This window comes from Actinacidiphila guanduensis (assembly GCF_900103985.1).
Classification (GTDB): Bacteria; Actinomycetota; Actinomycetes; order Streptomycetales; family Streptomycetaceae; genus Actinacidiphila; species Actinacidiphila guanduensis.
In genome coordinates this window covers 16230-41970 of sequence record NZ_FNIE01000020.1, presented here as the reverse complement: position 1 = coordinate 41970, position 25741 = coordinate 16230, and the positions used below count along the sequence as shown (strand labels likewise).

Genomic DNA, 25741 nt, shown 5'->3' with positions numbered 1-25741 from the left:
GGGCCGAGGTGCGGCCCCGCTCGAACCGCACGGCTCAGGCCGTGAGTTCGGCCGCCACCAGCTCGGCGAGCTGCACCGCGTTGAGCGCGGCGCCCTTGCGCAGGTTGTCGTTGGAGACGAAGAGCGCGAGGCCGTTCTCCACCGTCTCGTCCACCCGGATGCGGCCGACGTAGGAGGGGTCCTTGCCCGCGGCCTGCAGCGGGGTGGGGATCTCGGAGATCTCGACACCGGGCGCGGCGGCCAGCAGCTCGTAGGCCCGCTCGACGCTGATCGGGCGCTCGAAGCGCGCGTTGAGCTGCAGCGAGTGGCCGGTGAAGACGGGGACCCGCACGCAGGTGCCGGAGACCTTCAGCTCGGGGATCTCCAGGATCTTGCGGGACTCGTTGCGCAGCTTCTGCTCCTCGTCGGTCTCGAAGCTGCCGTCGTCCACGAGGTTGCCGGCGAAGGGGAGCACGTTGTACGCGATGGGCCGCTTGTAGACGGCCGGCTCGGGGAACTCCACGGCGGCGCCGTCGAAGGTGAGGGCGTCGGCCCGGTCGGTGACCTTGAGCGCCTGGCCGTGCAGTTCGGCGACGCCGGACAGGCCCGAGCCGGAGACCGCCTGGTAGGTGGTGGCGACCAGCGCGACCAGCCCGGCCTCCGCGTGCAGCGGCCGCAGCACCGGCATGGCAGCCATCGTGGTGCAGTTCGGGTTGGCGATGATGCCCTTGGGACGGTGGGCGAGCGCGTGCGGGTTGACCTCGGAGACGACCAGCGGCACCTCGGGGTCGCGGCGCCACGCGGAGGAGTTGTCGATCACCACGACGCCCTGGCCGGCCACCCGCTCCGCCAGCGCCCGGGAGGTGGCGCCGCCGGCCGAGAAGATCGCGATGTCCAGGCCGCGGTAGTCGGCGGTGGCCGCGTCCTCGACGGTGACCTGGCCCCCGGCCCAGTCCAGCGTGCGGCCGGCCGAGCGGGCCGAGGCGAAGAGACGGAGCTCGGTCACCGGGAACGCGCGCTCGGCCAGCACCTTGCGTACGACCCCGCCGACCTGGCCGGTGGCTCCGACGATTCCGATCCTCATCGCGGCGTTCTCCTTCTTACGGGGCTGCGGGTTCCCTCGGTACGGTGCTCGGCGCGCCTGCCGTGCTGCCGTGCCGGCCTGTCCGGCTGGTGCGGACTGCGTGGCTCATGCAGTGTGCGGTGCTTGCCGTGCTCGCCTTGCTTGCCGTGCTTCCGGCCGAGGGTTCCTTCGTGCGTGCGGGTCCGTTCGAGTATCCCTCGCCCCGCGAACCCCGCGCCCCCCGTTTCCACGCTGCGAGACGGCCCCGCCCGCACGGGCCCGCCCACCCCCCCTGCGAGGCGGCTCCGCCGGTCAGCGGGAAGCGGGTCCCGGCTCGGGCCCGTCGGCCAGCACCGCGTCCAGGGTGCGGCGGCCCACCGCGGCCATCAGCGGATTGTCGGCCGAATGGGTGAGGAAGACGAGGGCCAGGGCGAGTGCCCAGCCGCGGGCCCGGAGCCAGGTGGCGCCGTCCGCCCGCCCGTACGCGCGGCGGAACTCCTCGCGCGCGGCCCGCGCCGGCAGCAGCATCCACGCCACCGCCAGATCGGTGGCCGGATCGCCCCCGGTGACGTCGCCGAAGTCGATCACGGCCGCCACCGCGCCCGCGTCGATGAGGACGTTCGCCGGATGCAGGTCGCCGTGCAGCCAGAGCGGCGGGCCGTCCCAGGCGGGGGCCGCGACCGCCGCCTCCCACAGCCGCCCGGCGGCCGCCCGCTCGGCGCCCTCCAGGTGCGGGAGCTGCCGCCCGACCCCGGCGGCCCGTCCGGCGAGCGGGATGCCGCGCACCGGATTGGCCGGGGCGTCCGGCGGCGCCGGCACGTGCAGGGCCCGCAGGAAGCCGCCGAGCGCGAGCGCGGCCGCGTACGGGTCGGCCGGCGGCGTACGGGCCGCGATCTCCCCGCGCAGGTAGGGCACCACGCTCCAGGCCCACGGGTACCCCGCGCCGGGACGGCCGGTGCGCACCGGCGCCGGGACGGGCAGCGGCAGGCGCGCGGCCAGCTCCGGCAGCCAGCGCTGCTCGTGCGCCACGAGCGCGGCGGAGGCGGCCCGGCGGGGGAGCCGTACCAGCAGGTCGTCGCCGAGCCGGCAGACGAGGTTGTCCCACCCGTTGGCCAGCACCTCGACCGGCAGGTCGGCGAGGTCGGGGTGCTGCTCGGCCAGCAGCCGCCGCACGAGCGCGGGCGAAAGGGGCAGCTCTGCGGCGGGCATGGCGCGAGGGTCCATCGGATCATCCTGGGGCTTATGCGTGGCCGGGGCGACGTGCCTACGCCGGTTTCGGCGACCAGACGTACGGGGTGGTGGTCGTCACGGCGTGGAAGCCGAGGCGGCGGAGGATGGGGGCGCTGTCGTCGGAGGCGTCGACCTGCAGGTATTCCACCCCGCGGGCGGCGGCGAGCCCGGCGCGGGCGGCGACCAGCGACCGGTAGATCCCGCGACCCCGCCAGGCGGGCAGGGTGGAGCCACCCCAGAGGCTGGCGAAGCGGGTGCCGGGCCGGTGGACGAGCCAGGCGGCGCAGACGACCTCGCCGCGGGGGCCGGCATCGGGGGCGAGTACGGGCGCGGCCGAGGGGCCGGACCCGGTACGGGCTTCCGCCGCTCCCGGTGCGGCCCCCGGTGCGGCTTCCGCCACCAGCACCGTGATCTCGTCGGGAGTCGCTGCCACGCGGCCGATCAGGTCGTCGGCGAGCCAGCTCCAGTCCTGGCCCCAGACGGCCGACTCCATCGCGGCGATGCGGTGCATGTCCGCGTCCGCGGTGACCTGGCGCAGGGTGACGCCCTCCGGCGGGGCCGCCGGCCCGGCCAGCTCCGCCGTGCGGCCGATGAGGACCGTCTCCTGCTCCTCGGGCACGAAGCCGGCCGCGCGCAGGCGTTCGGGCAGGTCGGCGGGCAGGTCGTGCCCGCGGGTCTTCCACTCCACGGCCTCGCCGCGGGCGGCGAACCAGTCCCGCTGCCGGGCGATCAGCCGGTCCAGCTCCGCGCCGCGCAGCCCCAGATCGCGCGGACCGGTGACGAAGCCGCGGTGCTGCCCGACGATCCGCAGCAGCGGTCCGTCCTGCTCGTGGGTGACGCCCGCGGGGGGATGCGGAGGCACGCCGCGCATCTGCTCGTCGTACGCGGCGCGCAAGGTCTCGATGTCGGTCATGCCTTCGACGCTACGGAGCGCCGCAAGTGGTTTTCCTCAGCGCGGCCGCACGGTGTACCGCAGCACGTGGGAGTCGCGGGGCTCGAAGCCGAGGCGGCGGTAGAGGCGGTTCGCCGCTTCGCGGGAGGGGCGCGAGGTGAGGTCCACGGTGCGGGCGCCGGCCCGCTCGGCCAGGCGCAGCGCCTCCTCGGTGAGCGCGGCTCCCACGCCGTGCCCGCGCGCGGCCCCGTCCACCACCACGTCCTCGATCCGGGCCCGCGTCCCCGTGAGCCCGGGGACGACCACGAGCGTCAACGTCCCCACGATCACGCCTTCGACGCGGGCGACCAGCACGGTGTTCGCCGCCGCGGCCGCCACCCGCGCGATCGCTTCGGCGTCGGGAACCGTCCCCTCGGGGGACAGTTGCGGCAGCAACTGCCGCAGCGCTGCCACGAGTTCGTCGCCCGCCTCGCCCGCCACCTCGACCACGACACCCATGCCGCCGACCTTACGGGGCCGCGGCGGCGAAGTCGTAGACGTCGATCGGAGCGATCGGGCGGTAACCGATGCGCCGGTAGAGGGCGTTGGAGGTGGGGTTCGCGGCGTCGCCCATCTCGCCGCCGGCCCCTCTGCGAGAGGAGCCTCAGGCGCCAGGGTCAGGTCGCAGCCGACTCAAGGCCGAGCCGGGGTGGAGGGTCGCTTCGGCTATTTCGCGGACGCGCTGCGTGGTGATGCCCGTGCGCTGGTCGACGGCCAGGGGGTGCGACGTCGGTTCGAGTTCGATCGTGGGGCGCCGGCCGACCGGCATGGTGTGGACGTGCGTCTTGAGATGGATGGTGGTGGGGGAGTAGAAGGGCAGGTCCGTGCACAGCCAGCCGAAGTACGGGGGCTCGGACTCGCGGCCGGGGGTGTCCCAGAGTTCTGCCGCGCGGGCGAAGTTGGAGCGGCTGAGCGAGACCCAGACGCCCCAGGAGAAGACCTCGTCGCCGTCGAGGACGGGTATCTCGATGAGCCCCTTGACGAAGTAGTGCTCGTCGTTGATGACGCACTGGTCCGCCGACAGGAGGCACCCGGGCGCGTCGGCAAAGCCCGGCTGCCAGACATAGGGCGCGGGAGCCGTGAAGCTCATGGGCACCTCCGCGTGGTACTCCCCGCAACACGAACAAGTGAACCCGGCATCCATGCTCATGCCGCGCACCCTACTGAGCAGCGCGCGGGGTCCACGCCTCAGCCCGGCCTTCCGGTCCTCGGGGCGCCTTCAGCCCGGGGCGTCCTCGGGTGGTACAGGGGAGGGCGGCTCGCTCGGGAGGGCTACAGTTGCAAGCGGGGTGCTTGCAAAAGTTAGCGGGGTGGGGGATCGTAGGGGGATGGGTGCGTTGAAGGTCGGGGAGCTCGGGGAGTTCCTGCGGGAGCAGCGGCGCAGCGCGCAGCTGAGCCTGCGGCAGCTGGCGGACGCCGCCGGGGTGTCGAACCCCTATCTGAGCCAGATCGAGCGCGGCCTGCGCAAGCCGAGCGCGGAGATCCTGCAGCAGCTCGCGAAGGCGCTGCGGATATCCGCCGAGACGCTGTACGTGCAGGCCGGCATGCTCGACGCCCGCGAGCGGCAGGAGCTGGAAGTGCCGGCCGCCATCCTCATGGACCCCTCGATCAGCGAGCGCCAGAAGCAGGTGCTGATCCAGATCTACGAGTCCTTCCGCAAGGAGAACGCGGCCGCCGCCGACCCGGCCCCCACCGGCGGGCCCAGGAACGGCCCGGGCGGCCCGGACGACCCGAAAGCACCCGACGGCCCCGACGACGCGGCCGCCACCGCGTGACGAAAGGAACGGAACGACAGCCATGGCTATCACCGACGACATCGTGAAGGGCCTGCGCAACCCGACCCCGCTGTACGCGGTCGCGGGCACCGCCGACCTCGCCGCCGAGAAGCTCAAGGAGGTGCCCGCGCTGCTGGACAAGTTCCGCGAGCAGGCGCCCGAGCGGATCGGCAAGCTGCGGGCGACCGACCCCAAGGAGGTCCAGCAGCGCGTCACCGCGAGCGCCAAGGACGCCCAGACGCGGCTCAACGAGACGTTCTCCGACATCGACCTCAAGGAGCTGCGGGACCTCCGCAAGCTCGGCGAGTCCGTGCAGGGGATCGCTCTGCAGGGCGTCGGCCGCGCGGCCGAGTACGCCGTGCGGACCCGTGAGACGTACGACGAGCTGGCCGCCCGCGGCAAGGGAGCCGTCGCCAAGTGGCGCGGCGAGGAGGCCGACCCCAAGGGCGAGCTGAGCGCGAAGCCCGCCGCCAAGCCGGCCGCGAAGCCCGAGGCCAAGCCGACGCCCGCAGCGGCGAAGAAGCAGGCCCCCGCGAAGAAGACGACCCCGCGCAAGCCGTAGGGCTCCCGCCGGGCAGGAGGGTTCCCCCGCTGTAGGGGGTTCCCCGCCGTTCCCGGCCCCGGAACCGCCGTGGCCGGTCACGCAACCCCCCGGAGCGTCACCCGGGCCCGACCCCGGCGCCCCTTGGGCGATACGCCGCACCCTTCGTACGAAGGGCGCCGTCCAAGGAGCGCCGGGGGGTGCTTGCTAGGCGAGGCTTCCGGGAAGGAACCGCGCCACCCGTTCCTGCGAGAGGTTCCACAGCCGCTGCGCCCCCGCCGGGTCGACGGCGTACCGCGCCACGCCGTGCAGCGTGCCGGAGCGCCGGTCGACGACCTCCGTCTCGTTGCAGTCGACGAAGTAGCGGCCGCCGATGCCCTCCAGGAGCGGCGAGGCCGCGAGCAGGACCGAGGTCGCCGCGCCCTGTTCGACGGTCTTGATCAGCTCGGCGGGCACCCGGCGGCTTCCCCCGCCGCCTGTGTGGCGCTGCAGATTGGTGTAGATCGCGCCGGGCATCACCGCGTTGGCGGTGATGCCGTCGCCGGCCCAGCGCCGGCTCGCCTCCACCGCGAAGAGGACGTTGGCCGTCTTGGACTGGCCGTAGGCGAGCCAGGGGTCGTAGGGGCGGAAGGCGAAGTCGATGTCGTCCCACACGATCGGCGACCGCTGGTGCCCGGACGAACTCACCGCCACCACCCGGGCATTGCCGGCCGCGGCCAGCGCGCCGTGCAAGGCGGTGGCGAGGGCGAAGTGACCCAGGTGGTTGGTGGCGAACTGCCACTCCCAGCCCTGCTCGGTGTGCTGCTCGGGGCAGGCCATGACGCCCGCGTTGTTCACGAGGATGTGCAGCGGCCCCTGCCAGCGGCCGGCGAAGGCGGCGACCGACGCCAGGTCGGTCAGGTCGAGGGGCGCCACGCGCACGTCGTGGTTGCCGGTGGCCGCCGTGATCTCCTTGGCGACCTTCTCGCCCGCGGCCGTGTCCCGCACGGCGAGGGTGACCTCCGCTCCGATGGCGGCCAGCGCGCGGGCCGTCTCCGCGCCCAGCCCGGACGAGGCGCCGGTGACGACCGCGCGGCGGCCGGTGAGGTCGATCCCTTCGGTGACCTCGGCCGTGGTGGTGCCGAAGCCGAAGGGGGTGGTGAGGGCAGTCACGGGGAGAACTCCTTGCAGTGGTGCGGTAGGGGTGCGGTAGGGGCGCGGTAGGGGTGCGTCGGACGCGGGGTCACGGGACGAGCAGGTCGTTCTGGGCAGTCGGCGGAGTGCCGGCGTGCCAGTCCAGGGCGTGGCCGAAGCGGACCAGCTCCCCGTACAGGGCCGGGTCGACGTGCTCGGCGAGGATCAGGTCGAGGACGGCGGCGGCGGCCTGCTCGGGGGACTGGGCCTGGCTGTAGTCGTCGAACCAGGGGCGCGAGGTGGGGGTGTCCACCATCCCCGGGCACACGGCGGCGACCAGGGTGCCGGCCGCCAGGTCGCGCTCGCGGCGCTCGGCGGCGACCGCGCGGACCGCGGCGACCTGGGCCACCTTCGAGGGCACGTTCAGCCACAGCGGCCAGCCCTCCTCCACGGCCGTCCCCCGGTGGACGGCCGTGCGCCAGGACTCGACGGCGTACTCGACCTGGTCGAGGCTCGCGCCGTCGAAGAGGGGGTGCAGCCGCGCGGGGAGGTGGCCGAGGGTGCCGAGGCTGCTGGCCACCACGATGAGCCGGCCGCCCGGACGCAGGATGGGGCCGAAGGCGCGCAGGATCGTGTGGGTCGCGGTGTTGGAGACGTCGATGAACTCGTCGGCCCGCTCGGACTGCGACTCGCCGGGCAGCAGGCGGGCCACCGCGTTGGACACGACGATGTCGACCCCGCCGTGGCGGGTCCGCAGCTCCTCGGCGAGGCGGGCGACGGCGCCGGAGTCCGTGACGTCGAGGACCCGGCCCTCGACGCGGGCCCGGGTCGCGTCCGCCTGCGCGGTCTCGCGCGCCGCGTCGGCCACCCGCTGCGGGTTGCGGCCGGTGAGCAGGACCAGGTCGTCCGGCTCCATGCGGGCGGCCAACCCCTCGGCGAGGGCGCGGCCGAGTCCCTGGTTGGCGCCGGTGACAAGGGCGATACGGGAAACGTTCATGCCCTCCACGCTAAGAACGCCGCGTCCATGTCGCCAACGAAAGTTCGGCACACGTGCTATGCGTAAACGTCATGGACTTCACCGATGTGTCGCTCACCGCGCTGCGCGTCCTGCGGGCCGTGGCCGAGCAGGGCACCTTCACCGCGGCCGCCGTGTCGCTGGGCTACACCCAGTCCGCCGTGTCCCGGCAGATCGCCGCGATCGAGCGCGCGGCGGGCACCGAACTGCTGGAACGGCGGCGCGACGGCGTCCGGCTCACCGACGCCGGCCGTATCGTCATGCGCCGCGCTGCGACAGTGCTCGACGAGATCGAGGCCACCGCGCGCGAGCTGTCCGGCCTGCCGGAGCAGGGCGGGACGGTCCGCCTCGGCTGGGTGCCCAGCGCGGGCGCCGTCGTGGTCGCCCGGGCTCTCGCGGAGCTGAGCCGGACCGACCCCGGCCTGCACGTCGTCGGCCGCGAGGGCGGCACCCCCGCGCTCGCGCGCGCCCTTCGCTCCGGCAGCATCGACCTCGCCCTGCTCGGCTCCGCGCCGCCCTTCCGCGCGCCGGACACCGAGTCGCCCCCGCTCGCCCTGCAGACGCTGAGCGAACGCGCCCTGCGCATCGCGGTCCCGGCCGGCCATCCGCTGGCCCGCGGTACCTATGTGGACATCGCCGACCTGCGCGGTCAGCGGTGGATCGCCGGCTCCGCCTCGGAGGAGGAGCGGGTGATGGGCGTGTGGCCGGGCCTGGACGAGAGGCCCGAGATCGTGCTGACCGCGCGGGACTGGCTGGCCAAGCTCCACCTCGTCGCCGCGGGCTGCGGGCTGACCACCGTGCCTGCCACCCTCGTGTCCGTCGCACCGCCCGGGGTACGCGTCCTGCCGGTCCGCGGCGGCCCCCAGGAGCAGCGGCGCCTGCTGCTGGCCCGCCTGCCCGGCCCGCCGACGCAGCAGATCAGCCGCGTGGCCGCGGTGCTGCGCGCCGAGGCGATCGCCTGGCAGTAGCGATCGCCTGGAAGTAAGGGGTGCGGGGAAAGCTCAGCGGCGGCCGTTGTACGGACCGTAGGGGCCGTCCGAGCTGCTGCCGCCGCTGCGGGAGCCGCCACGGCGCCAGCCGCCCCGGCCCGAACCGCCGCCGCGGCCGCTGACGTTGCGCAGCGCCGGGCGGACGTCGACCATGTACACGATCACCGCGATCAGGCCGATGATCGGCAGGAACGACATGATGCTGAACAGCTTCATCACCACGGCCGCGATGCCGAGGATGATCAGCCAGAACCCCTTCGTGTTCTTGTCGGCGGCGCGGTACGCGTCCTCGCGGTGGATCGCCGCGTCGATGAAGGCGAAGATCGCCAAGAGCAGCAGTGCCCAGGAGATCAGGGCGATCACCGAGTAGAACCCTGTTACCAGCACGCCGTCCACCGCCTCACTTCACCATCGGAACCGTCGGGTCATGCAACCGTACCCGTCCTACCCCGACAACGACGCCTTCGCACCCAAGGTGCCCGTGCGGCCCGATTCGATCCCGCGCAGCCGTCCGGCCCGGCCCCGCCCCACCGGCGGCCGCCGCGCCCCAGCCCTCCGCACTCGCCGTCCCGGCCCGTACAAGGGGGTCCCATCCGGCCCGTACGCGACCTGCGACGGCCCCTACACACCCTCCAGCAGCACCATGGCCACGTCGTCCGTCAGCTCCCCGCCGTTCAGCTCGCGCGCCCGCGTCACCACCGCGTCCAGCAGCCCCTCGCCACGCAGGCCCGCGGCCAGCCGGTCCGCCGCGATCTCCAGCATCCCCTCCTGGCCCAGCCGCCCCGTGCCCGCGCCGATCCGCCCCTCGATCAGCCCGTCGGTGTAGAGCATGAGCGACCAGGGCCCCTCCAGAGCGATCGGCACCGGGATCCACTCCGCCTCGGGGAGCAGCCCGAGCGCCGGGCCGCCCTCCTCGTACGGCAGGATGCCGACCCCGCCGGGCGAGGCGAGCAGCGGCGCCGGGTGCCCGGCGAGGTGCAGGGTCGCACCGCGACCGCCGGGCGCGATGTCCACCACGCACAGCGTGGCGAAGATCTCCTCGTCGGCCCGCTCGTGCACCAGCACGTCCTGGAGCGTGCGGAGCAGGTCGGCCCCGCCGAGCCCGGCGAAGGTCAGCGCCCGCCAGGCGATGCGCAGTTCGACGCCGAGCGCGGCCGCGTCGGGCCCGTGCCCGCACACGTCGCCGATCATCGCGTGCACCGTGCCGTCCGGCGTGCGCACCGTGTCGTAGAAGTCGCCGCCGAGCAGGGCGCGGCTGCGGCCGGGGCGGTAACGGGCGGCGAACCGCAGCCCGGTGGCGCCCTCCAGCAGGGGCGTGGGCAGCAGGCCCCGCTCCAGCCGGCGGTTCTCCTGGGCGAGCAGCCGTGTCTCGCTGAGCTGGCGCTGCGCGAGGTCGGCGCGCTTGCGCTCCACCGCGTAGCGCACGGCCCGGGTCACGGCCCCGCCGTCCACCTCGTCGCGCGCCAAGTGCTCCTGTGCGCCCACCCGTACGGCCTCGGCGGCCTTGGCGTCGTCGGAGCCGTCGGTCAGGACCAGGACGGCGGTGCCGGGCGCGAGCCGCATGACGTACCGCAGGCCGTCCAGGACGTCGGGCAGGTCGAGCAGGATGCAGTGGACGTCATCGGTGAGCAGCCGCCCGGCCGCGGTGAGGGTCCGGGCCCGCAGCACGCGGATGCGCGGCCCGTTCGGCTCCTGGAAGTACGGCGCGGTGAAGGCGCCGGTCGCGTCGTCGCCGATGACGAGCAGGGTCAGCGTGGGCGGGGCGGCGTCCTCGGCGCGCGGATGCGGCAGGAGGAGCGCGCCTTCGCCGCCGCGGGTCTCCCCGGCGGGGGCATGGTGCCGCTCTGTGCGGTGCCCGGTGGTCGACATCACGGCTCCTTTCGCCTCCTGGTCCGGCGGGACGTTCGACGGTGCTCGGTCTGGTGACCCTAGTGGCTCACATGGGCGGTACGGGAGTGCCGCAAGTGAACGTGTCCTGTCATATGCCGCTCATTTGCCGTGGTGGGCGGGGGATTTCGGCACGGATGTGGGCGTCTGCACATGACCAAGCTCACGTGTATACGGTGCAACCGTGCGTCCTGCCCGGCCCTTAGCCGGACTTACGGCGTGCGCGGGCCGCGGGTGCGGCGCGCGATGCCGTGCACGTCGAGGCTACGGACCGCGGGTTATGGCGGCCCTAAGGACGCCTGAGAGGAGCCTGAGGGTTGATCGCCGCGGCGGAAGGTCGTGGTCGTACGGTCGGCTTGTCGGGCTTGCGGTGTGCCCGAGTTGCTGCTCGCCCTGGTAACGGTTTGTCCTGCTTACGGCTTGTCCGTGGCTACGGTCCGCGCGGCTGCTACGGCTTCTACGGCTTTCGCGGCTTGCAGCTCGCGCGGCTTACGGCTTACGGGGCTTGCGCGGCGCCAGCGCGTCCCACGCCACTGTCAACTCGCCCTGCCGCCAGCGCGCGGGACCGTCGAGCACGGGCCAGCCGGCCTCGCGCAGGTCCAGCGCCGTACGGATCCACCGCTGCCGGGCGCCCAGCGCGGACAGCGGCGCCGCCGAGGCCCAAGCGCGGTCGAACGCCGTGAGGAAGGCGTGCACCGGCTCACCGGGGACGTTGCGGTGGATCAGTGCCTTCGGGAGCCGTTCGGCCAGGTCGGAGGGGCGGTCCAGGGAGGCGAGGCGCGTGGCGAAGGTCACCGAGCGGGGGCCCTCGGGGCCGAGCGCGACCCATACGTGGCGGCGGCCGATCTCGTCGCAGGTGCCTTCCACCAGCAGGCCGTTGGGGGCCAGCCGCCGGCACAGCAGCGACCACACGGCCTCGACCTCGCTCTCGCCGTACTGCCGCAGCACGTTCGCGGCGCGGATCAGCAGCGGGCGCTCCGCGCGGGGGAGGGGCAGTTCGAAGCCGCCGCGTACGAAGCGGAGCCCTTCACGGGCGTACGGTGCCGCGGCCGCCACCCGCGCGGGATCGATCTCGACGCCGACCACCTCCGTACGCGGGTTCACCCTGCGCAGCCGCTCCAGCAGCTCTACCGCCGTCCAGGGCGCCGCCCCGTACCCCAGATCCACCGCGACGGCCCCCGCCCCGGCCCCCCGCAGCTCCCGCCCCAGCCGCGCCGCCACCCAGCGATCCATCCGCCGCAACCGATTCGGATGGGTGGTCCCCCTGGTCACCACCCCCACAGCCTTCATGCCCCCGAGCGTAGCCGCGCCCAACCGAGCCCCCAGGGCCACGACCCACCCGCCCCCGCGGCACCCGGCAACGTATGGAAGCCCCCGCGGCGGGCAGCCGCCCCGTAGTAACAACGCGGCAACATTCAGCCCACACGGAAATGCGCCGCCCCGCCCCACCGTTAGCCAAGGTTGAAGCGAAGGTTCCGGCCGCGGGAAGGAAATACAGGGTGACCACGTACACATCCCGGCCGAGGGGCACCGCCACGCCGAAGGCGGCCCCTCCTGCGGGGAGCCCACGTGGACCCCTCCTCATCCCCGAAGGCCACCGCCGGGCAATCCGCCGGGTCGCCATGCTGAGCGTCCACACCTCCCCCCTGCACCAGCCCGGCACGGGCGACGCCGGCGGCATGAACGTCTACATCGTCGAACTGGCCAAGCGCCTCGCCCAGCAGGACATCGAGGTCGAGATCTTCACCCGCGCGACCGCCGCGGGCGACCCGCCGAGCGTGGAGCTGGCCCCCGGCGTCCTCGTCCGGCACATCGCCGCCGGACCGTACGAGGGCCTGGCCAAGGAGGACCTCCCCGCCCAGCTGTGCCCCTTCACCCACGGCGTCATGACCGCCTGGGCGGGCCACCACCCCGGCCACTACGACCTGGTCCACTCGCACTACTGGCTGTCCGGCCACGTCGGCTGGCTCGCCTCCGAGCGCTGGGGCGTCCCCCTCGTCCACGCGATGCACACCATGGCCAAGGTCAAGAACGCCGCCCTCGCCGAGGACGACCGGCCCGAGCCGATGGCCCGCGTCATCGGCGAGCAGCAGATCGTCGCCGCCGCGGACAAGCTGATCGCGAACACCGAGGAGGAGGCCGCCGACCTGCGGCGGCACTACGAGGCCGACCCCGGCAAGCTCGCCGTCGTCCACCCGGGCGTCAACCTCGAACGCTTCCGGCCGGAGGCCGACGGCCGCGCCGCGGCCCGCCGCCGCCTGTCGATCCCGCAGAACGCGATCGTCCCCCTCTTCGCCGGCCGCATCCAGCCGCTGAAGGCCCCCGATGTGCTGGTCCGCGCGGTCGCGGTCCTGCTCGACCAGGAGCCCGCGCTGCGCGACCGGCTGGTCGTCCCCATCGTCGGCGGCCCCAGCGGCAGCGGTCTGGACAGGCCCGAGGCGCTGCACAAGCTGGCCGCGCGGCTCGGCGTGTGCGATGTCCTGCGGTTCCAGCCGCCGGTGGACCAGCAGAGCCTCGCCGACTGGTACCGCGCGGCCACCGTGCTCGTGATGCCCTCCTACAGCGAGAGCTTCGGGCTGGTGGCGATCGAGGCGCAGGCGTGCGGCACCCCCGTGGTCGCCGCCGCGGTCGGCGGCCTGCCGGTCGCCGTACGGGACGGCTGCACCGGCTACCTCGTACGCGGCCACGACCCGCGCGACTACGCGCAGGTGCTGCGCCGCTTCGTGGAGAACCCGGGCCTGAGCGAGAAGCTCGGCGCCGCCGCGGCCCGGCACGCCCGCTGCTTCGGCTGGGAGGCCGCCGCCGCCGACACGGCCGAGGTGTACGCGGCAGCGCAGGACGCGCACCGCCGTCACCTACGATCGGCCCATGGCTGACCAGCACGAGCCGCAGGGGCCCACGGCCGCCGGGGCGACCGCCCGCGCCTGCGAGGCCGTCGAACAGGCGCTGCGCGAGGCCGAGTTGACGTACGAGTCGCCACAACCGGGCACGTACGTCACCCAGTTGCCCGGCACCCGCAAGCTCTCCACGACCTGCCAGTTGATCGTCGGGGCGCACACGCTCTCGCTGAACGCCTTCGTGGTCCGCCACCCCGACGAGAACCACGAGGCCTTCTACCGCTGGCTGTTGGAGCGCAACCTGCGCATGTACGGCGTCGCCTACGCGATCGACCGCCTCGGCGACGTCTACCTCACCGCGCGCCTCCCCCTCGCCGCCGCCACCCCCGACGAGGTCGACCGCCTCCTGGGCGCGGTGGTCGAGCACGCGGACGGCTCCTTCAACACCCTCCTCGAACTCGGCTTCACCACCGCGATCCGCAAGGAGTACGCCTGGCGCGTCTCCCGCGGCGAACCCACCCGCAACCTGGACGCCTTCACCCACCTCACCAAGGACCTCACCCCACCTGACCCCACCTGACCCCGCGTCAGGTTCCGGCTTCTTCCGCACGCCGCCTCTTCTGCGGCTCCTGCTCAGCTGCCGCTTCCACGGGGACACTTCATGCCGTTGGGGCTTTGGGGTGGGGGCGGAGGAGGGTGGCGTAGCCCGTTGCCGCTGCCGTGCCGAGGACCGCGCAGGCGGACCAGACCGCTGTGCGGCCCAGGTGGTCCAGGGCGAGGCCGCCCGCCAGGGGGCCGGCGAAGGCGGCGCCGGACCAGGCGAGGGAGTACATGCCCTGGTAGCGGCCGCGCGCGTCCGCCGGGGCGATCTCGGCGACCACCGCCATCGCGGCCGGGGCGTGGACGATCTCGCCGAGCGTCCACACGACGACCGTCACCGCGTAGACGCCCGCCGAACTCGCGAGGACGGTGAGGCCGAAGCCCCAGCCGATCAGGAGGGAGCCGGCCGCGAGCAGGGTGCCGCTGCCGTGACGGCGCAGCATGCGGGTCAGCGGGATCTGGAGCAGCACGATGACCAGCCCGTTCAGGCCGATCACCAGGCCGTACCGCCCGGTGGACAGGCCGCTCGCGCCCATGTCGACCGCCAGGGTGGACGAGCCCTGCTGGAGGACGGAGCCGAGCAGGAAGGTCAGCGCGACCAGGGCCATGAAGCGCGAGTCGCGCAGGACACCGCCGAGGGTGGCCGGCCGGGGCGCGGGGCCGGCCGCGTCCAGGGGGACGGGCGGCGGCAGCGTCTCGCGCACCTTGGCGAAGACGACGAGCGCGCACAGCAGGGTGGAGGCCGCGTCGCCCAGGAAGAGCCAGGTGTAGCCGACCGTGGCGATGAAGCCGGCGGCGGCCGCGGAGACGCCGAAGCCGATGTTGACCGCCCAGTAGTTGACGGAGAAGGCGCGGGCGCGGTCCTCGGGCCGTACGAGGTCGGCGATCATCGCGGAGGTGGCGGGCCGCGAGGCGTTGCCGACCAGGCCGAGGCCCGCGGCGGTGGCGGCGAGGGCGGCGGGGTGGGTGATCAGGGCGAGCGAGGCGGTGAGGGCGGCGGCGCCGAGCTGCGAGGTGAGGAGGGTGACGCGGCGGCCGAGGCGGTCGGCGAGGACGCCGCCGACGACCGCGCCGGCGGCGCCGCCGAGACCGTAGAGGGCGGCGACGAGGCCGGCGTAGGAGGGGGAGTAGCCGCGCTGGACGGTGAGGTAGAGCGTCAGGAAGGTGGCGACGAAGCCGCCGAGGCGGTTGACCAGGGTGCTGGTCCACAGCCACCAGTAGGCGCCGGGGAGGCCGCCGAGGGTTTCGGTGAGGGGTTCGGTGAGCTTTCCGGTGAGTTTTCCGGCGAAGGGGCCGCGCAGGGTGGTGGGGAGGGAGCGCTTCTGGCGGCGGGTCGGGGAGGTTGTCCCTCGGGGCGGTCCCGGAGACGTCACTCGAGGCGTTCCCCGGGGCGTCGGGTGAGGTCTCCCCGGAGGCTCTTCCTGAGGTGTCGGCGGAGGCGTCGGTGTAATAGGTGCGGGCACGCCGTGATGATTACAGAGGGCCGCTCGGGGGCGCCACGGGATTTCCCCTTAAGCTCAAGGCATGGCTGCTGCTGCGTACAAGGTGATCCTGCTCCGCCACGGCGAGAGCGAGTGGAACGCGAAGAACCTGTTCACCGGGTGGGTGGACGTCAACCTGAACGACAAGGGCGAGAAGGAGGCGGTCCGGGGCGGCGAGCTGCTCAAGGACGCCGGCCTGCTGCCCGACGTCGTCCACACGTCGGTCCTGAAGCGGGCGATCCGCACGTCCCAGCTCGCGCTGGAGGCGGCCGACCGGCACTGGATTCCCGTCCGGCGCTCGTGGCGGCTCAACGAGCGGCACTACGGTGCGCTGCAGGGCAAGGACAAGGCGCAGACGCTGGCGGAGTTCGGCGAGGAGCAGTTCATGCTCTGGCGCCGCTCGTACGACGTGCCGCCGCCGGTGCTGGCCGACGGCGCCGAGTTCTCGCAGTCGGACGACCCGCGCTACGGCTCGATCCCGCCGGAGCTGCTGCCGCGCACGGAGTGCCTGAAGGACGTCGTCGAGCGGATGCTGCCGTACTGGTACGACGCGATCGTCCCCGACCTGACCGCGGGCCGCACGGTCCTGATCGCGGCGCACGGCAACTCCCTGCGCGCCCTGGTCAAGCACCTCGACGGCATCTCGGACACGGACATCGCGGCCCTGAACATCCCCACGGGCATCCCCCTGGCCTACGACCTCGACGCGTCCTTCCGCCCCCTCACCCCGGGCGGCACCTACCTGGACCCGGAAGCGGCAGCAGCATCGATCGAAGCCGTCAAGAACCAGGGCAAGAAGTAGCTTTCGGGTCGAACATGCCCCTTACCTCTGGCGAAGCCGCGAGGTAAGGGGCATGTGTGCGTCCGGGGCTGTGCGAGTGCCGTAAGCCGTTCAGGGGCGGCGGATGCTTGGAGGTGTCGGTGCCGCCCTGGCGGTTCGGACAGGTCAGCGCTGACGCGGGGGCGTGAGGAGCGAGCGCAGAACAACAGCGACGACGGCGACCGAGACGGCCGCCACGGCGACGGCGACCAAGAGGGCGGTCAGGAGGACGGCAACCGTGACGGCGACGGCCGCGGCTCCGGCGATGGCGCCGAGGGCGGGTGCGGTAGGACGGACCGGGGCGGGTGCCTGGCAGGGGCAAGCGGGAGCGTGCGGGTGCCGGAGGGGAGGCGCCGGCAGGGCGGGCTGGGACGTCGGGATGGTCGGGGGCGGGGCGTACTTGGGACTGAGGAGCACCTCGAAGACTCCTCTCAGCTACTCGTCTAGGTGTGTTCGCCATTCGCTACCTGAACACCGCCGCTGGTACTGGCGTTGATGGCAGAGGTGAGGACGGCGTGGGCGAGGCAGAAGGAACAGGGCTATGGCGACGGCGCCCCACAAGCGGATGCCGAGGAATTTGGTGGCAACCCAGGCGATGACGCCAAGGACGACGACCAGGGGCAGGCTGACAGTCACGGGCGGATGGGTTCCTTTCGGTCGGCGGGGCGGCGGGTAGGGAACTGCCAGTTCGTCTGGAACGAGCCTTGGATGGAATGCAAATGCCACGTCTTCCATCCCATGACGACTAGTCGTCTAGACGACTGTGATCCGATGCCCCGGGGAAGCGGGTACGAACTCCACTGTGCCACACAACCCAGCTACTCGTCTATATGAGTTGGCGGGTTGAGGTGTACGAGTCGGCGGAGACGGGCTCCCCGCCGCACGTCACGCACCCCATCGGCCCTGGCCACGGGCCCTGTCACGTCGCCGGGAGTTGGTACGACAGGACGTACGCGTCCGCAGCCATGACGGTGTCGCAGACCTCCACGGCGCGCCCTTCGGTGTCGAAGGCGGTCCGGACGAGGTGGATGACGGGCACGCCGGCGGCCAGGTGGAGGGTCTTGACCTCGCCGGGTGCGGGCATGCGGGCGCGGATCTCCTCCTCGAAGTGGTCCAGGCGGTGGCCCAGTTCCTCCAGCCGGGCGTAGATGCCGCCGGGTCCGGGGTTCGGTTCGGCGATGGGGGTCCCGCGCGCCAGGTCCAGCGGGAGGTAGGAGGTGGCGAATTCCACCGGCCGGCCGTCGAGCAGGTACCGGCGGCGTCGGGCCAGCACCTTGCGGGGTCCGCCGAGCCGGGCGGCGATGTCGTGGGTCGGCCGTTCCTCCTTGATCTCCAGGCTGTCCACGCTCGGGTGGCTGCCCGCCGCGTCGGCCTCCACGATGAACGCGGACCTGCCCTGCTCGCGGTGGCGGCGGGCGAACCGGTCCGAGGCCAGGCGCCGCACGGGCGGGCGGGGGCGGACGAAGACGCCCTTGCCGTGCTCGGACACCACCAGGCCCTCGCCCTGCAGTACCGACAGGGAGTTGCGGACGGTCATGCGCGAGACGCCGTAGTGGTCGACCAGCTCCGTTTCGGAGGGCAGCTTGTCGCCCTCGGCGAACTTGCCGCGGTCGATGGCGTCGCGCAGTTGGTCGGCGATCTGGCGGAACACCGCACGATCACTCGTGGGGTCCAGCGCCCCGAGCGTGCTGGAGGGGATACCGGGCACAGGTACTCCTTTGGATATCTAGACGAGTGGCCGACCGTTGTTGCTACGGTGGGAAGCCTAGCCACCCGCGAGGACCGGTTCGGAAGGATCACGCACGTGCCGATGGAGCGCCCCCACTCGGTGAGCGTCGCCGGGGTCATCGTCGATGACACCGGCCGCGCCCTGCTGATCCGGCGCCGCGACAACGGCCACTGGGAACCACCGGGCGGAGTCCTGGAAGCGGGGGAGACCATCCCGGACGCGCTCCAGCGTGAAGTCCTGGAGGAGACCGGCATCAAGATCGCTCTTCCGGCGACCCTGACCGGCGTCTACAAGAACATGACCGGCCTGATCGTCTCCCTGGTCTTCCGCTGCGAGGCGATCGACGGTCAGCCCGTCACTGGGGACGAGACCAGCGCCCTGCGCTGGGCCACCCGCGACGAAGTCACCGAACTCGCCGACGAGGCGTACGCGATCCGCGTCCTGGACGCACTCGACGCGGCGTCCCCGCCGGCCGTCCGCGCCCATGACGGCGTGAAACTCATCTAGCCCGCACCACCCTTCCATAGCCGCCCACCAGCAGAAAGCAACTTGTATGGACGAGTATACGAGTAGGCATCGGATGTGGGAACTCACCTGCGCAGGTTCACCCGAAGAAGTGGGCCGCGCACGCCGCTGGACCCGTACCGTCCTGCGTGGCTCCCCGCACGCGGAGAACGCCGAGGTGATCGTCAGCGAACTGGCGTCCAACGCCGTTCTCCACTCCGACAGCGGCAGGCCCGCAGGCACCTTCCGCCTACGCCTGGCCGTCACCTTCGACGCCGTGGAGATCTCCGTCACCGACGCCGGAGGCAGTCCGAGCGCCCCTCGTCTGGCGTGGCCGGACGAGGAGGACACGCACCACCGCGGGCTCCTGGTCGTCAACGCCCTTGCCCAGCATGTGGAGATCCGCGGCGACCGCGCGGGCCGCACCGTGACCGCCCGCCTCTTCCACGACCGGGGACGAGCGGTGCTCCCAGCAGAGGACGGACAGCGAACAACGCCGGGGAGGGACCCTCGCCCCTTATCCGGACCGGGAGGGCGCCGGCAGTCCGAGGCGGCAAGCGCCGTCCGCAGTTGCTCAGCGAGTCGAACGGCTCTTCTGCGGGTTTCGGCAGGTGCGGCATGAAGCACCGTACGGAGGCGCTGCCGGTCGGTGTGTTCCCGCAGCGCGGGTTCGACCCCTAATCACCGCCTGGTCCTCCGAGCGTGGGCGGCCGGTCACGCTCACCACCCGGGGCAGCGGACTGGGCTACGCCGATGAGGACGCCTACGACCGGGACCGTGACGGCATCCTGTGGCGCCGTGTCGGCATCAGCCCCGGCAAGGGCCGCCCGACGTTCGGCACCGTCCACAGCATCCGCCAACGCCGCGCCATGCAACGCGTCCTGTGCCAGGTGTGCAGCGACACCATGAAGGACGACCCCGAAGGGGTGCTGTGGCTCATGGGCACCGACGAGTACGAGCAGGACCCCTGGCCGGCACCGATCGACACACCCCACCCGCCGATCTGCCTCCCCTGCGCCGAACTGTCCATCAGGGCCTGCCCGTTCCCGCGCACCCAGTACACAGCCCTGCGCGTCACCCGCTACCACCTGTCCGCCGTGTACGGAGCCCTCCACCAGCCCGGCCTCTTGGGCCCCGAACCCATCGACGTCTGCTCCGTCGCCCTGGACGACCCCCGCGCACGCTGGATGCAGGCCAGCCAACTCCTCACCCGCCTCACGGAATACCGCGTCGTGGACCTCGACGCGGAGATCGGCGCCTACAGAAAGGAGAGGCGCCGCCGCTGAACACTGCTCGGCCGCAGGAAGCCGGAACCAGCACATGAGCCAGCCCAGGGATGCACCAGCTTGTTCCGGCCCAGCCGCCCAGCCATCACAGTCACCTTCCGCGGCGGACTTCCGAGCGCGTCGGCGACGCCGCAGACCCGCGGACCAAGGTGCGAGTAACAATCTTCTCTACAGGTTCAAGGCCCCGGCTCCGCTACCGCTCGCCGCGCGCTCCCCGGCTCACCGCGAGGGACGCCGCTCCTGTCTCCGCCCCGCTCGGCCCGGCCGACACCGCGCGCGCCCACGAGGCACAGCCGGGCTTGAGGCAGGACCGCACAGCCGAGGCCAAGACGATGCCTCCGGCGGGGGCGCTCAGGCTCCGGGATGGACCGGGCCCGGCCGGCGCCTGCGCGTTCGTCGTGGGAGGGGTGCGGGTGCTCCCATCCCGCCTGCCATCGACCCGGGCAAGCCGAGCAGTCGCGGCCCAGGGCGTCAAGGTCGTTCGTACAGTGGCGCGCTCCACCTGGACGCCAGGAACCACGCCCGCTCCACTGACGTGCGGGCCGACGGCACACGGGATGGGAGCTGGGGACGCTGGTGGTTGTTGTAAGGACGTCGGCCAACCGTGTGTGAGATCATCGGGTCGCTGCTGGGTTGAACTCGATCCCCGAACTGTGCTTGCTTGTTGCTCTCTGCGCGATCTCTGCCACCACCATCAACACGTCCTTCGATCTGACGAAGCGACTCAAGAGGGGCAAGGTGATCGCTATGAAGTTGATGATCAAGTTCAGTGGCCGGACGGCGGCCGCTGCGTCTCTGCTGGGCGTTCCTGCCAGGAACCTCGTCGGTACCGCAGGATCGGGTTGAGCCCAGCAGCGCGTGCCCGTCGCGTGCCCAATAGGGCGGGGACCCACGGGGAAACACAGTGGTCAGCAGCGCCGAAGCGAGCGGCCACCATCAGGACGTTTCCGCAGGTCAGCTGGCACACGCTAGGCGAAATCGCCCGCGATTCATGAAGCTGATGACGTCTTCACCAACAAGCAGGTTCGGTGTCTCAATCTCTCACCCAAAGCCGCCCCACCAACCTCAGACGCAACAGGTGTGTACCACACTGTCTTAATTTTCCCGATCATGCCTGCGGAATCGCCGAATCTTCGGGCTCTGTTGGCTTGGAGGTAAAAAACGCGCCCACTCCGCCAAGAAGACTCAAGAGAGCCAACACTCCAAGCGCGACTACAGGTATCCACATGAATCCATGCACGGGCCAGAACTCCCGAATGCCAGCCGCGGATCCAGCAGCAATCACCACACTCAAGATCAAGCTGCCCCAGTTGTACGTTCTCTTCGCAGCTTCCTCTTGGCGCGAACAGTAGTCATCAACCTGCTTGTTCACTAGGATCTCTACTCGCTCCGCCGCCGTGGAAAGATCCCGTTCCTTTAGCAAGGCATGCAGCCTTACTTCGCGACCAATTGCGGCACGGCGACGAGCCGCCGGAGAGAGCCCCAGGGCTCCGGTCACGAACTTCAGAGCGGCACCTGACAGAGTGGCCAATTCCACGGTGACCTCCACTAACACCTTGGCCCAGCCTAGACTACACGGCACCCATGTGATCATTTGACTACTACGGAATTCGCCGTGAGAGAGTCCATTGAGAGTCGGCGCCAGCAAGATGAGGGACTATCGCCTCCGGGGTCGTCTCTGGGTCGTCCTAGGCCGCACAATGACGACCACCGCTGACAACCATTGACGGCTCAGCCGCAGGTTATAGCGTTGATCGTTGGTAAGGCCCCAGGTCAGCGGGGCCCCACGTCACTTCTTCGACTACTGAGTCCCAGTTCAGGTCAAAGTGGGCTTGATCTCGCCCTACTACTCTCCGCGCACATGTACTCACACCCGAACCTATGGGGAGAGAACGCACCAACCAGGAGCTTGTGTGCGAGGAGTGCCACGACCCCGCGCGGCCGGCGTACGCGCGGGGGGTCATACCGCTAGGTGTGGTGCGGTGCGACCCGTGTTGGCAACGCTTGGCCAACGAGCTTGGGGAGATCGACGGCATAACGGACTCACCCAGGCCCGACCCCGATCCGGAAAGCGTCGAGTGGATCGAGCCCGAGGGGTGCCCCGGTGCGGCCCGGTGGGTGCATCTCTCGACCGTCCCCATGCGCGCCAAGGAGGTACCCCGGCGGTACCGGTGGCGCGTGGAGACACGCCCCGCACGGCACTCGTCGTACCCGGTCGCCATGATCGCGGTACGGGTTAGCGGACTCGATCCGTTGCCGGACGACATGGTGATCCCGGCGCACACCGTCGAGTGCCAGCACCCGGCAGCAATGGCCGAATTGGAGGAGGCATGGCGGGCCGACCGCGCACGGCAGACATGGTTGCCCCCAGCCATCGAGGAGTTCGAGGACGACGAGTAGCCGGCGTGCCCCGCGTGCCCGCCACGTGCCCGTCTGAGGGGAGAACGAGGGGGAACCACGGGAAACAACAGCGGGCCGGGCGCCCCGTAGGCCCTACGCAGGGCCGTAGGAGGTCACCACGGGGCCGCCGCACCCGTCTTCCTTGTGCTGTACAGCTGAGAAGTACCGCAACCTCGGCAACCACTACCACACCGCGGTGCCTCTCGGCGTACCAGCCGCAACCTGTATGACCGCCCGCGCCCCTTCCGGCCAGAGCTACGGATCAAAAGATGACGCCCTCGGCATGCCAGGTGCTTATGCGACTTGCGACCACGGCCCCTCGGTGTCGGACTTTTGGATCCAGAGCAGCGGTTGGCTCCTGCGGCAGTAGTGGTCCACCCCGTCCTCCCAGGGGAAGCGGCCGGACTTGTCGGGCCAGAACAGTTGCGTGACGGGCCAGGGTGGGGCCTGGCAGAAGTCGACGCCGGCACCGAAGAAGTCCAGGTACCAACTGGGGTGGACCGGCCGTACGGCGACCTCGTAGCCGTTGAGCACGTCGTCCCTGCGCTGATCCGGTTCCAGCGGTCGGCCGCCCCGGATCCCATCTCCGGCTGAATTCACGATCGGCATACCCACGGGAATAGGCAAGCCGAAGACGCAGACCTCGGGGCTGCGCAGCGTGTGCCACAGTCCGATTGAGTACGCCCAGTCGGCGGGTGCTTCGTCGCCGGCGCCCACGCCCATGACGTGCCAGCCATGGTCGGTGACGCTCTGGGCTATCTGGCTGTCTCGCTCTGCCCAGGCCGGGCCTTCCGCGGGCGGTGCGCAGAGGAGACAGAAGCAAGGGGGGTCGTCCATCACAGGAGAGTAGATCACGGCGGGGCCTGGGCCGTCGCTGGGCCGTGCGAGGGCGCTCGTGGGTAGCCAATAGCGACAAACGACGACGGAGGGGGAGTGGTCGGCAGGCCGTCTGAGCAGGGGTGACGCAGGTGGCAACGTCCCCCCGCAACAACCAGGGCAAGAAGTGAGCCGGCCTTCGGCTCTTGCCTGAAGCCTTTGCACGAAAGGGTGCCCCCTCTCCCGCGGAAGTTTTCGCGTGGGTGGGGGCACCCTTGTGCGTTGGGGAGATCGGTCAGAGGGTGAAGTGGGCTGTGGTCGAGGTGGTGGGGGAGACGCCCTGGGGGAGGAATTCGGCATCCACCGGGGGGATGTCCGCGGAGGTGTTCGCGGGGACGCTCGCGTCGGGGGCGCCCGAGTCGTCGAAGACGTACCAGGTCTGGTCGGTGGCGTTGTCCACGCTGTGGATCGAGGCGCCGCTGATGTCGAAGGCGCCGACGCTGTCGTCGCCGGTGAAGATCAGGATGGCCTGCCCGGTCTCGCCGTCCCCCGTGTAGGCGGTCAGCGTGCCGATGCCGTCCGCCGCTGCCAGGGTGCGGACCTCCTCCACGGCGGCGGCCGGACCCGTGACGGCCTCCCACCCGTTGCTCACCTGCACGCCCAGCTCCTCGGCGGCCTGCCGCACGTCCGCCGGCAGCGCCGGGCCGGCCGCTTGCGCGCCCGCGGCGCTCAGCAGCACGTACCCGCCGAGCGCCCCGAGAGTCCCGGCCACGGCGGCGCCCCGGCGCACCCACGTCCCCATCGTCGTGCTCATCCGCACCCACCTCCGGCGGTTCCGCACCGCCCTGGAAGACGTCCCGCCCTCGATCGGGGCGGCTGCCGATGCGTCAGTGGATCAACATCCCCGCTCACGGCTTCGCGACGCACCGCCGCCCGTAGCCGAAAGAGCCCTACCGGCCCAGCGGCCCACGAGGAAAGGGCTGGGTTTCGGCGCGGGGGTCTGTGAGGGTGGGGGGATGGATGGAACGGGTGAGTGGGAGCAGCGGGTCGGGGCCCTGTGGGGGGAGTTCGACCGGCTGGAGGCGGGGGAGTTCCGGGCGCGGGCCGACGCGCTCGCGGCCGAGCTCGGGGAAGGGCACCCGCTGGGGTACTTCGAGCGGGCGTCCGCTCGGGACGCCACCGACGAGGGGGCCGAAGCCGTGCCGCTCTACCGGAAGGCGCTGGCGGCCGGGCTCGACGAAGGGCGCCGGCGGCAGGCCGTGATCCAGCTGGCCAGCACGCTGCGGGCGCTCGGCGACGCCCAGGCCGGCGTGGACCTGCTCCTGGCCGAACAGGCCGCCGGCTCCGACCACTTGGACGACGCGGTCACCGCCTTCCTCGCCCTCGCCCTGATCGACACCGGCCGCCCGCGCGAAGCCGCAGCCCTCGCCCTGGCCGCCCTCGCGGCCCATCTCCCCCAGTACAGCCGCTCCGTCACCCACTACGCGACATCCCTCCTCACCGACCAGTCGGCAACCTGACCCGCAGAGAGGGGACTTCGCCTCGCCGTAACGGCTCGGCGCGCCTCACCTCCTGCGGCATATCGGACCGCACGAGGGCAACTCGGGCGCAGCCTACGCCGGGAGGGCTGAAGTTTTCGTTATCGGGGGTGCCGGGCCGGCGTCTCCTGGGCATGGCGAACGGTAAGAGGCGCAGAGCGCACCGGCAGAGGTGGCGCGCGGCCTGGGTGGCGGGCGTGGCGACCGCCGTCGTACTCGTCGGCCTCGGCAGCTGGGCCGTCCGGGGCAGCGGCGACGGGCACCCCGGCGCACCCGTCGCGGCCGGCGCCCCGAGCGGCACCAAGTCCCCTGCTCCCACGGTCACTTCGACCACGAACAGCCCCGCCGTCGAGGCCGGCGAGGCAACCAAGGGCCTGCACAAGGCCAAGTCGACCGCGACCCCCACGCACTCCGCACCGGCGAACACCGGCGGAAAGGGCACCACGGGCTCGGACGCGAAGGCCCCCGCCCAGCAGACCGCCCCCGCCGGCATGCGCAACATCACCGTGGTCAACCGGACCTCGCAAACCCTCTGGGCCGTCGTCACCAACTCCCCGCTCTACCCGCGCGGAGCGCACCTCGCCCCCGGCCAGAGCGCGTCCGTCACGGTGGGCAACTCCTGGGGCGGCCGCATCTGGGGGCGCACCGGATGCTCCGGCGACGCCTCCGGCCACTGCCTCACCGGCGACTGCACCACCACCTGCGGCGGGCCCACCACCCCCACCACGCTGGGGGAGTTCAGCTTCAACGCCTACGACGGCATGGACTTCTACGACGTCAGCATGGTGGACGGGTCCAACCTGCCGATGTACATCAACATCTCGCACACCTCGACCACCGATCCGCTGAGCGCGAGCGGCTGCTACCAGGGGAAGTGCACCTTCGCGGTGGATTGCCCGGCGGCGATGCAGGCGAAGAACGGTTCGCAGGTGATCGGGTGCGAGCCGCCGTGCGCGGCGTTCGGCGGCGATACCTACTGCTGTCGCGGGGCGTGGGCAGGGCGGGACAACTGCGTTCCCTCGAAGTGGCCGGTGGACTACACGCAGGTCTTCAAGAAGGCCGAGCCGTACGCCTATTCGTACGCCTTCGACGACGGGGCGACGATGCCGTGCAAGGGCTCTTGCTTCTACCGCGTGACCTTCGGTGTGACGTAGCGCGGCGCCCGGTTCCACGGCGGTGCCCCCTCGTGGCCGAGGGGGCACCGCCG

General features: G+C 72.0%; 28 protein-coding genes. 12 read left to right on the top strand and 16 right to left on the bottom strand.

The features are described from left to right. Nucleotides 1-34: 34 nt before the first annotated feature. The 5 genes from BLR33_RS30910 to BLR33_RS30890 form a co-directional block, all read right to left on the bottom strand. Nucleotides 35-1063, bottom strand: a complete 1029-nt coding sequence (locus tag BLR33_RS30910; protein ID WP_093787967.1) for an aspartate-semialdehyde dehydrogenase — start codon at nt 1061-1063, stop codon at nt 35-37. A 291-nt stretch (nt 1064-1354) separates the two neighbouring features. After that, nucleotides 1355-2251, bottom strand: a complete 897-nt coding sequence (locus BLR33_RS30905; RefSeq protein WP_176930659.1) for an aminoglycoside phosphotransferase family protein — start codon at nt 2249-2251, stop codon at nt 1355-1357. A 55-nt stretch (nt 2252-2306) separates the two neighbouring features. Then, nucleotides 2307-3185 carry a GNAT family N-acetyltransferase gene (locus BLR33_RS30900; RefSeq protein ID WP_093787966.1) on the bottom strand — a complete coding sequence of 293 codons (879 nt, stop codon included), beginning with the start codon at nt 3183-3185 and terminating at the stop codon, nt 2307-2309. Between the two features lie 36 nt (nt 3186-3221). Further along, nucleotides 3222-3662: a GNAT family N-acetyltransferase gene (locus BLR33_RS30895; protein WP_093787965.1), complete on the bottom strand. Its 441-nt coding sequence runs from the start codon at nt 3660-3662 to the stop codon at nt 3222-3224. 145 nt (nt 3663-3807) lie between these two features. Continuing rightward, entirely contained in the window at nt 3808-4293 is a 486-nt protein-coding gene (locus BLR33_RS30890) for a DUF2199 domain-containing protein (protein WP_245771777.1), read from the bottom strand. 238 nt (nt 4294-4531) lie between these two features. Here BLR33_RS30890 and BLR33_RS30885 point away from each other — a divergent pair, with 238 nt between their 5' ends. Together BLR33_RS30885 and BLR33_RS30880 are read left to right on the top strand one after the other, a co-directional pair. Next, a complete protein-coding gene (locus tag BLR33_RS30885) occupies nt 4532-4978 on the top strand; it encodes a helix-turn-helix domain-containing protein (RefSeq protein ID WP_093787963.1) in 447 nt (148 codons plus the stop codon). 22 nt (nt 4979-5000) lie between these two features. Then, nucleotides 5001-5540 (top strand): hypothetical protein, encoded by a 540-nt coding sequence (locus tag BLR33_RS30880; RefSeq protein ID WP_093787962.1) that lies wholly within the window; start codon nt 5001-5003, stop codon nt 5538-5540. A gap of 186 nt (nt 5541-5726) precedes the next feature. Here BLR33_RS30880 and BLR33_RS30875 read toward each other — a convergent pair whose 3' ends face one another. Together BLR33_RS30875 and BLR33_RS30870 are read right to left on the bottom strand one after the other, a co-directional pair. Continuing rightward, nucleotides 5727-6671 (bottom strand): SDR family NAD(P)-dependent oxidoreductase, encoded by a 945-nt coding sequence (locus BLR33_RS30875; RefSeq protein ID WP_093787961.1) that lies wholly within the window; start codon nt 6669-6671, stop codon nt 5727-5729. A 70-nt stretch (nt 6672-6741) separates the two neighbouring features. Then, nucleotides 6742-7629: an SDR family NAD(P)-dependent oxidoreductase gene (locus tag BLR33_RS30870; protein ID WP_093787960.1), complete on the bottom strand. Its 888-nt coding sequence runs from the start codon at nt 7627-7629 to the stop codon at nt 6742-6744. A 71-nt stretch (nt 7630-7700) separates the two neighbouring features. Between BLR33_RS30870 and BLR33_RS30865 the strand changes: the two genes are divergently transcribed. Next, nucleotides 7701-8615: a LysR family transcriptional regulator gene (locus tag BLR33_RS30865; RefSeq protein WP_093787959.1), complete on the top strand. Its 915-nt coding sequence runs from the start codon at nt 7701-7703 to the stop codon at nt 8613-8615. A gap of 33 nt (nt 8616-8648) precedes the next feature. On the opposite strand, the gene BLR33_RS30860 is transcribed toward BLR33_RS30865, so the two are convergent. The 3 genes from BLR33_RS30860 to BLR33_RS30850 form a co-directional block, all read right to left on the bottom strand. Continuing rightward, entirely contained in the window at nt 8649-9032 is a 384-nt protein-coding gene (locus tag BLR33_RS30860) for a DUF2516 family protein (protein WP_093787958.1), read from the bottom strand. Nucleotides 9033-9257: 225 nt separating this feature from the next. After that, the gene (locus BLR33_RS30855; RefSeq protein ID WP_093787957.1) at nt 9258-10505 is read right to left on the bottom strand and encodes a PP2C family protein-serine/threonine phosphatase; all 1248 of its coding nucleotides are present in this window, start codon (nt 10503-10505) and stop codon (nt 9258-9260) included. Between the two features lie 507 nt (nt 10506-11012). Then, entirely contained in the window at nt 11013-11813 is an 801-nt protein-coding gene (locus BLR33_RS30850) for an SAM-dependent methyltransferase (RefSeq protein WP_093787956.1), read from the bottom strand. Nucleotides 11814-12145: 332 nt separating this feature from the next. Between BLR33_RS30850 and mshA the strand changes: the two genes are divergently transcribed. Continuing rightward, a complete protein-coding gene (gene mshA, locus BLR33_RS30845) occupies nt 12146-13399 on the top strand; it encodes a D-inositol-3-phosphate glycosyltransferase (RefSeq protein ID WP_245771776.1) in 1254 nt (417 codons plus the stop codon). Continuing rightward, nucleotides 13392-13940 (top strand): type III secretion system chaperone family protein, encoded by a 549-nt coding sequence (locus BLR33_RS30840; RefSeq protein ID WP_093787954.1) that lies wholly within the window; start codon nt 13392-13394, stop codon nt 13938-13940. The genes mshA and BLR33_RS30840 overlap by 8 nt, the downstream gene beginning before the upstream one ends. 79 nt (nt 13941-14019) lie before the next feature. Here the strand turns inward: BLR33_RS30840 and BLR33_RS30835 are convergent, their stop codons facing one another. After that, a complete protein-coding gene (locus BLR33_RS30835; RefSeq protein WP_265737057.1) occupies nt 14020-15333 on the bottom strand; it encodes an MDR family MFS transporter in 1314 nt (437 codons plus the stop codon). A gap of 151 nt (nt 15334-15484) precedes the next feature. Between BLR33_RS30835 and BLR33_RS30830 the strand changes: the two genes are divergently transcribed. Further along, a complete protein-coding gene (locus BLR33_RS30830) occupies nt 15485-16243 on the top strand; it encodes a phosphoglyceromutase (protein WP_093787953.1) in 759 nt (252 codons plus the stop codon). Nucleotides 16244-16387: 144 nt separating this feature from the next. Here BLR33_RS30830 and BLR33_RS30825 read toward each other — a convergent pair whose 3' ends face one another. Then, a complete protein-coding gene (locus tag BLR33_RS30825; RefSeq protein WP_245771775.1) occupies nt 16388-16678 on the bottom strand; it encodes a hypothetical protein in 291 nt (96 codons plus the stop codon). A 502-nt stretch (nt 16679-17180) separates the two neighbouring features. Further along, entirely contained in the window at nt 17181-17969 is a 789-nt protein-coding gene (locus tag BLR33_RS30815) for a GntR family transcriptional regulator (RefSeq protein ID WP_093787952.1), read from the bottom strand. Between the two features lie 120 nt (nt 17970-18089). On the opposite strand from BLR33_RS30815, the gene BLR33_RS30810 reads away from it, so the two are divergent. The 3 genes from BLR33_RS30810 to BLR33_RS30800 all read left to right on the top strand — a co-directional run bounded on the left by BLR33_RS30810 (nt 18090) and on the right by BLR33_RS30800 (nt 19780). Continuing rightward, on the top strand, nt 18090-18497 hold the full coding sequence (locus tag BLR33_RS30810; RefSeq protein ID WP_093788011.1) for an NUDIX hydrolase: 408 nt from the start codon (nt 18090-18092) through the stop codon (nt 18495-18497). Nucleotides 18498-18543: 46 nt separating this feature from the next. After that, on the top strand, nt 18544-19116 hold the full coding sequence (locus tag BLR33_RS30805) for an ATP-binding protein (RefSeq protein WP_093787951.1): 573 nt from the start codon (nt 18544-18546) through the stop codon (nt 19114-19116). 247 nt (nt 19117-19363) lie between these two features. Next, nucleotides 19364-19780, top strand: a complete 417-nt coding sequence (locus BLR33_RS30800; RefSeq protein WP_245771773.1) for a hypothetical protein — start codon at nt 19364-19366, stop codon at nt 19778-19780. Nucleotides 19781-20888: 1108 nt separating this feature from the next. Here BLR33_RS30800 and BLR33_RS34865 read toward each other — a convergent pair. Continuing rightward, on the bottom strand, nt 20889-21329 hold the full coding sequence (locus BLR33_RS34865) for a hypothetical protein (protein WP_143031793.1): 441 nt from the start codon (nt 21327-21329) through the stop codon (nt 20889-20891). Nucleotides 21330-21958: 629 nt separating this feature from the next. Here BLR33_RS34865 and BLR33_RS34860 point away from each other — a divergent pair. After that, on the top strand, nt 21959-22180 hold the full coding sequence (locus tag BLR33_RS34860) for a hypothetical protein (RefSeq protein ID WP_143031792.1): 222 nt from the start codon (nt 21959-21961) through the stop codon (nt 22178-22180). Nucleotides 22181-22474: 294 nt separating this feature from the next. Here the strand turns inward: BLR33_RS34860 and BLR33_RS35440 are convergent, their stop codons facing one another. Both BLR33_RS35440 and BLR33_RS30785 read right to left on the bottom strand, forming a co-directional pair. Next, nucleotides 22475-23017: a DUF4262 domain-containing protein gene (locus tag BLR33_RS35440; protein ID WP_176930657.1), complete on the bottom strand. Its 543-nt coding sequence runs from the start codon at nt 23015-23017 to the stop codon at nt 22475-22477. A gap of 274 nt (nt 23018-23291) precedes the next feature. After that, nucleotides 23292-23810 carry a hypothetical protein gene (locus BLR33_RS30785; RefSeq protein WP_093787947.1) on the bottom strand — a complete coding sequence of 173 codons (519 nt, stop codon included), beginning with the start codon at nt 23808-23810 and terminating at the stop codon, nt 23292-23294. A gap of 202 nt (nt 23811-24012) precedes the next feature. Between BLR33_RS30785 and BLR33_RS30780 the strand changes: the two genes are divergently transcribed. Then, nucleotides 24013-24516: a tetratricopeptide repeat protein gene (locus BLR33_RS30780; protein WP_093787946.1), complete on the top strand. Its 504-nt coding sequence runs from the start codon at nt 24013-24015 to the stop codon at nt 24514-24516. Nucleotides 24517-24731: 215 nt separating this feature from the next. Beyond that, nucleotides 24732-25688 carry a thaumatin family protein gene (locus BLR33_RS30775; protein ID WP_245771772.1) on the top strand — a complete coding sequence of 319 codons (957 nt, stop codon included), beginning with the start codon at nt 24732-24734 and terminating at the stop codon, nt 25686-25688. The last annotated feature ends 53 nt before the right edge of the window (nt 25689-25741 follow it).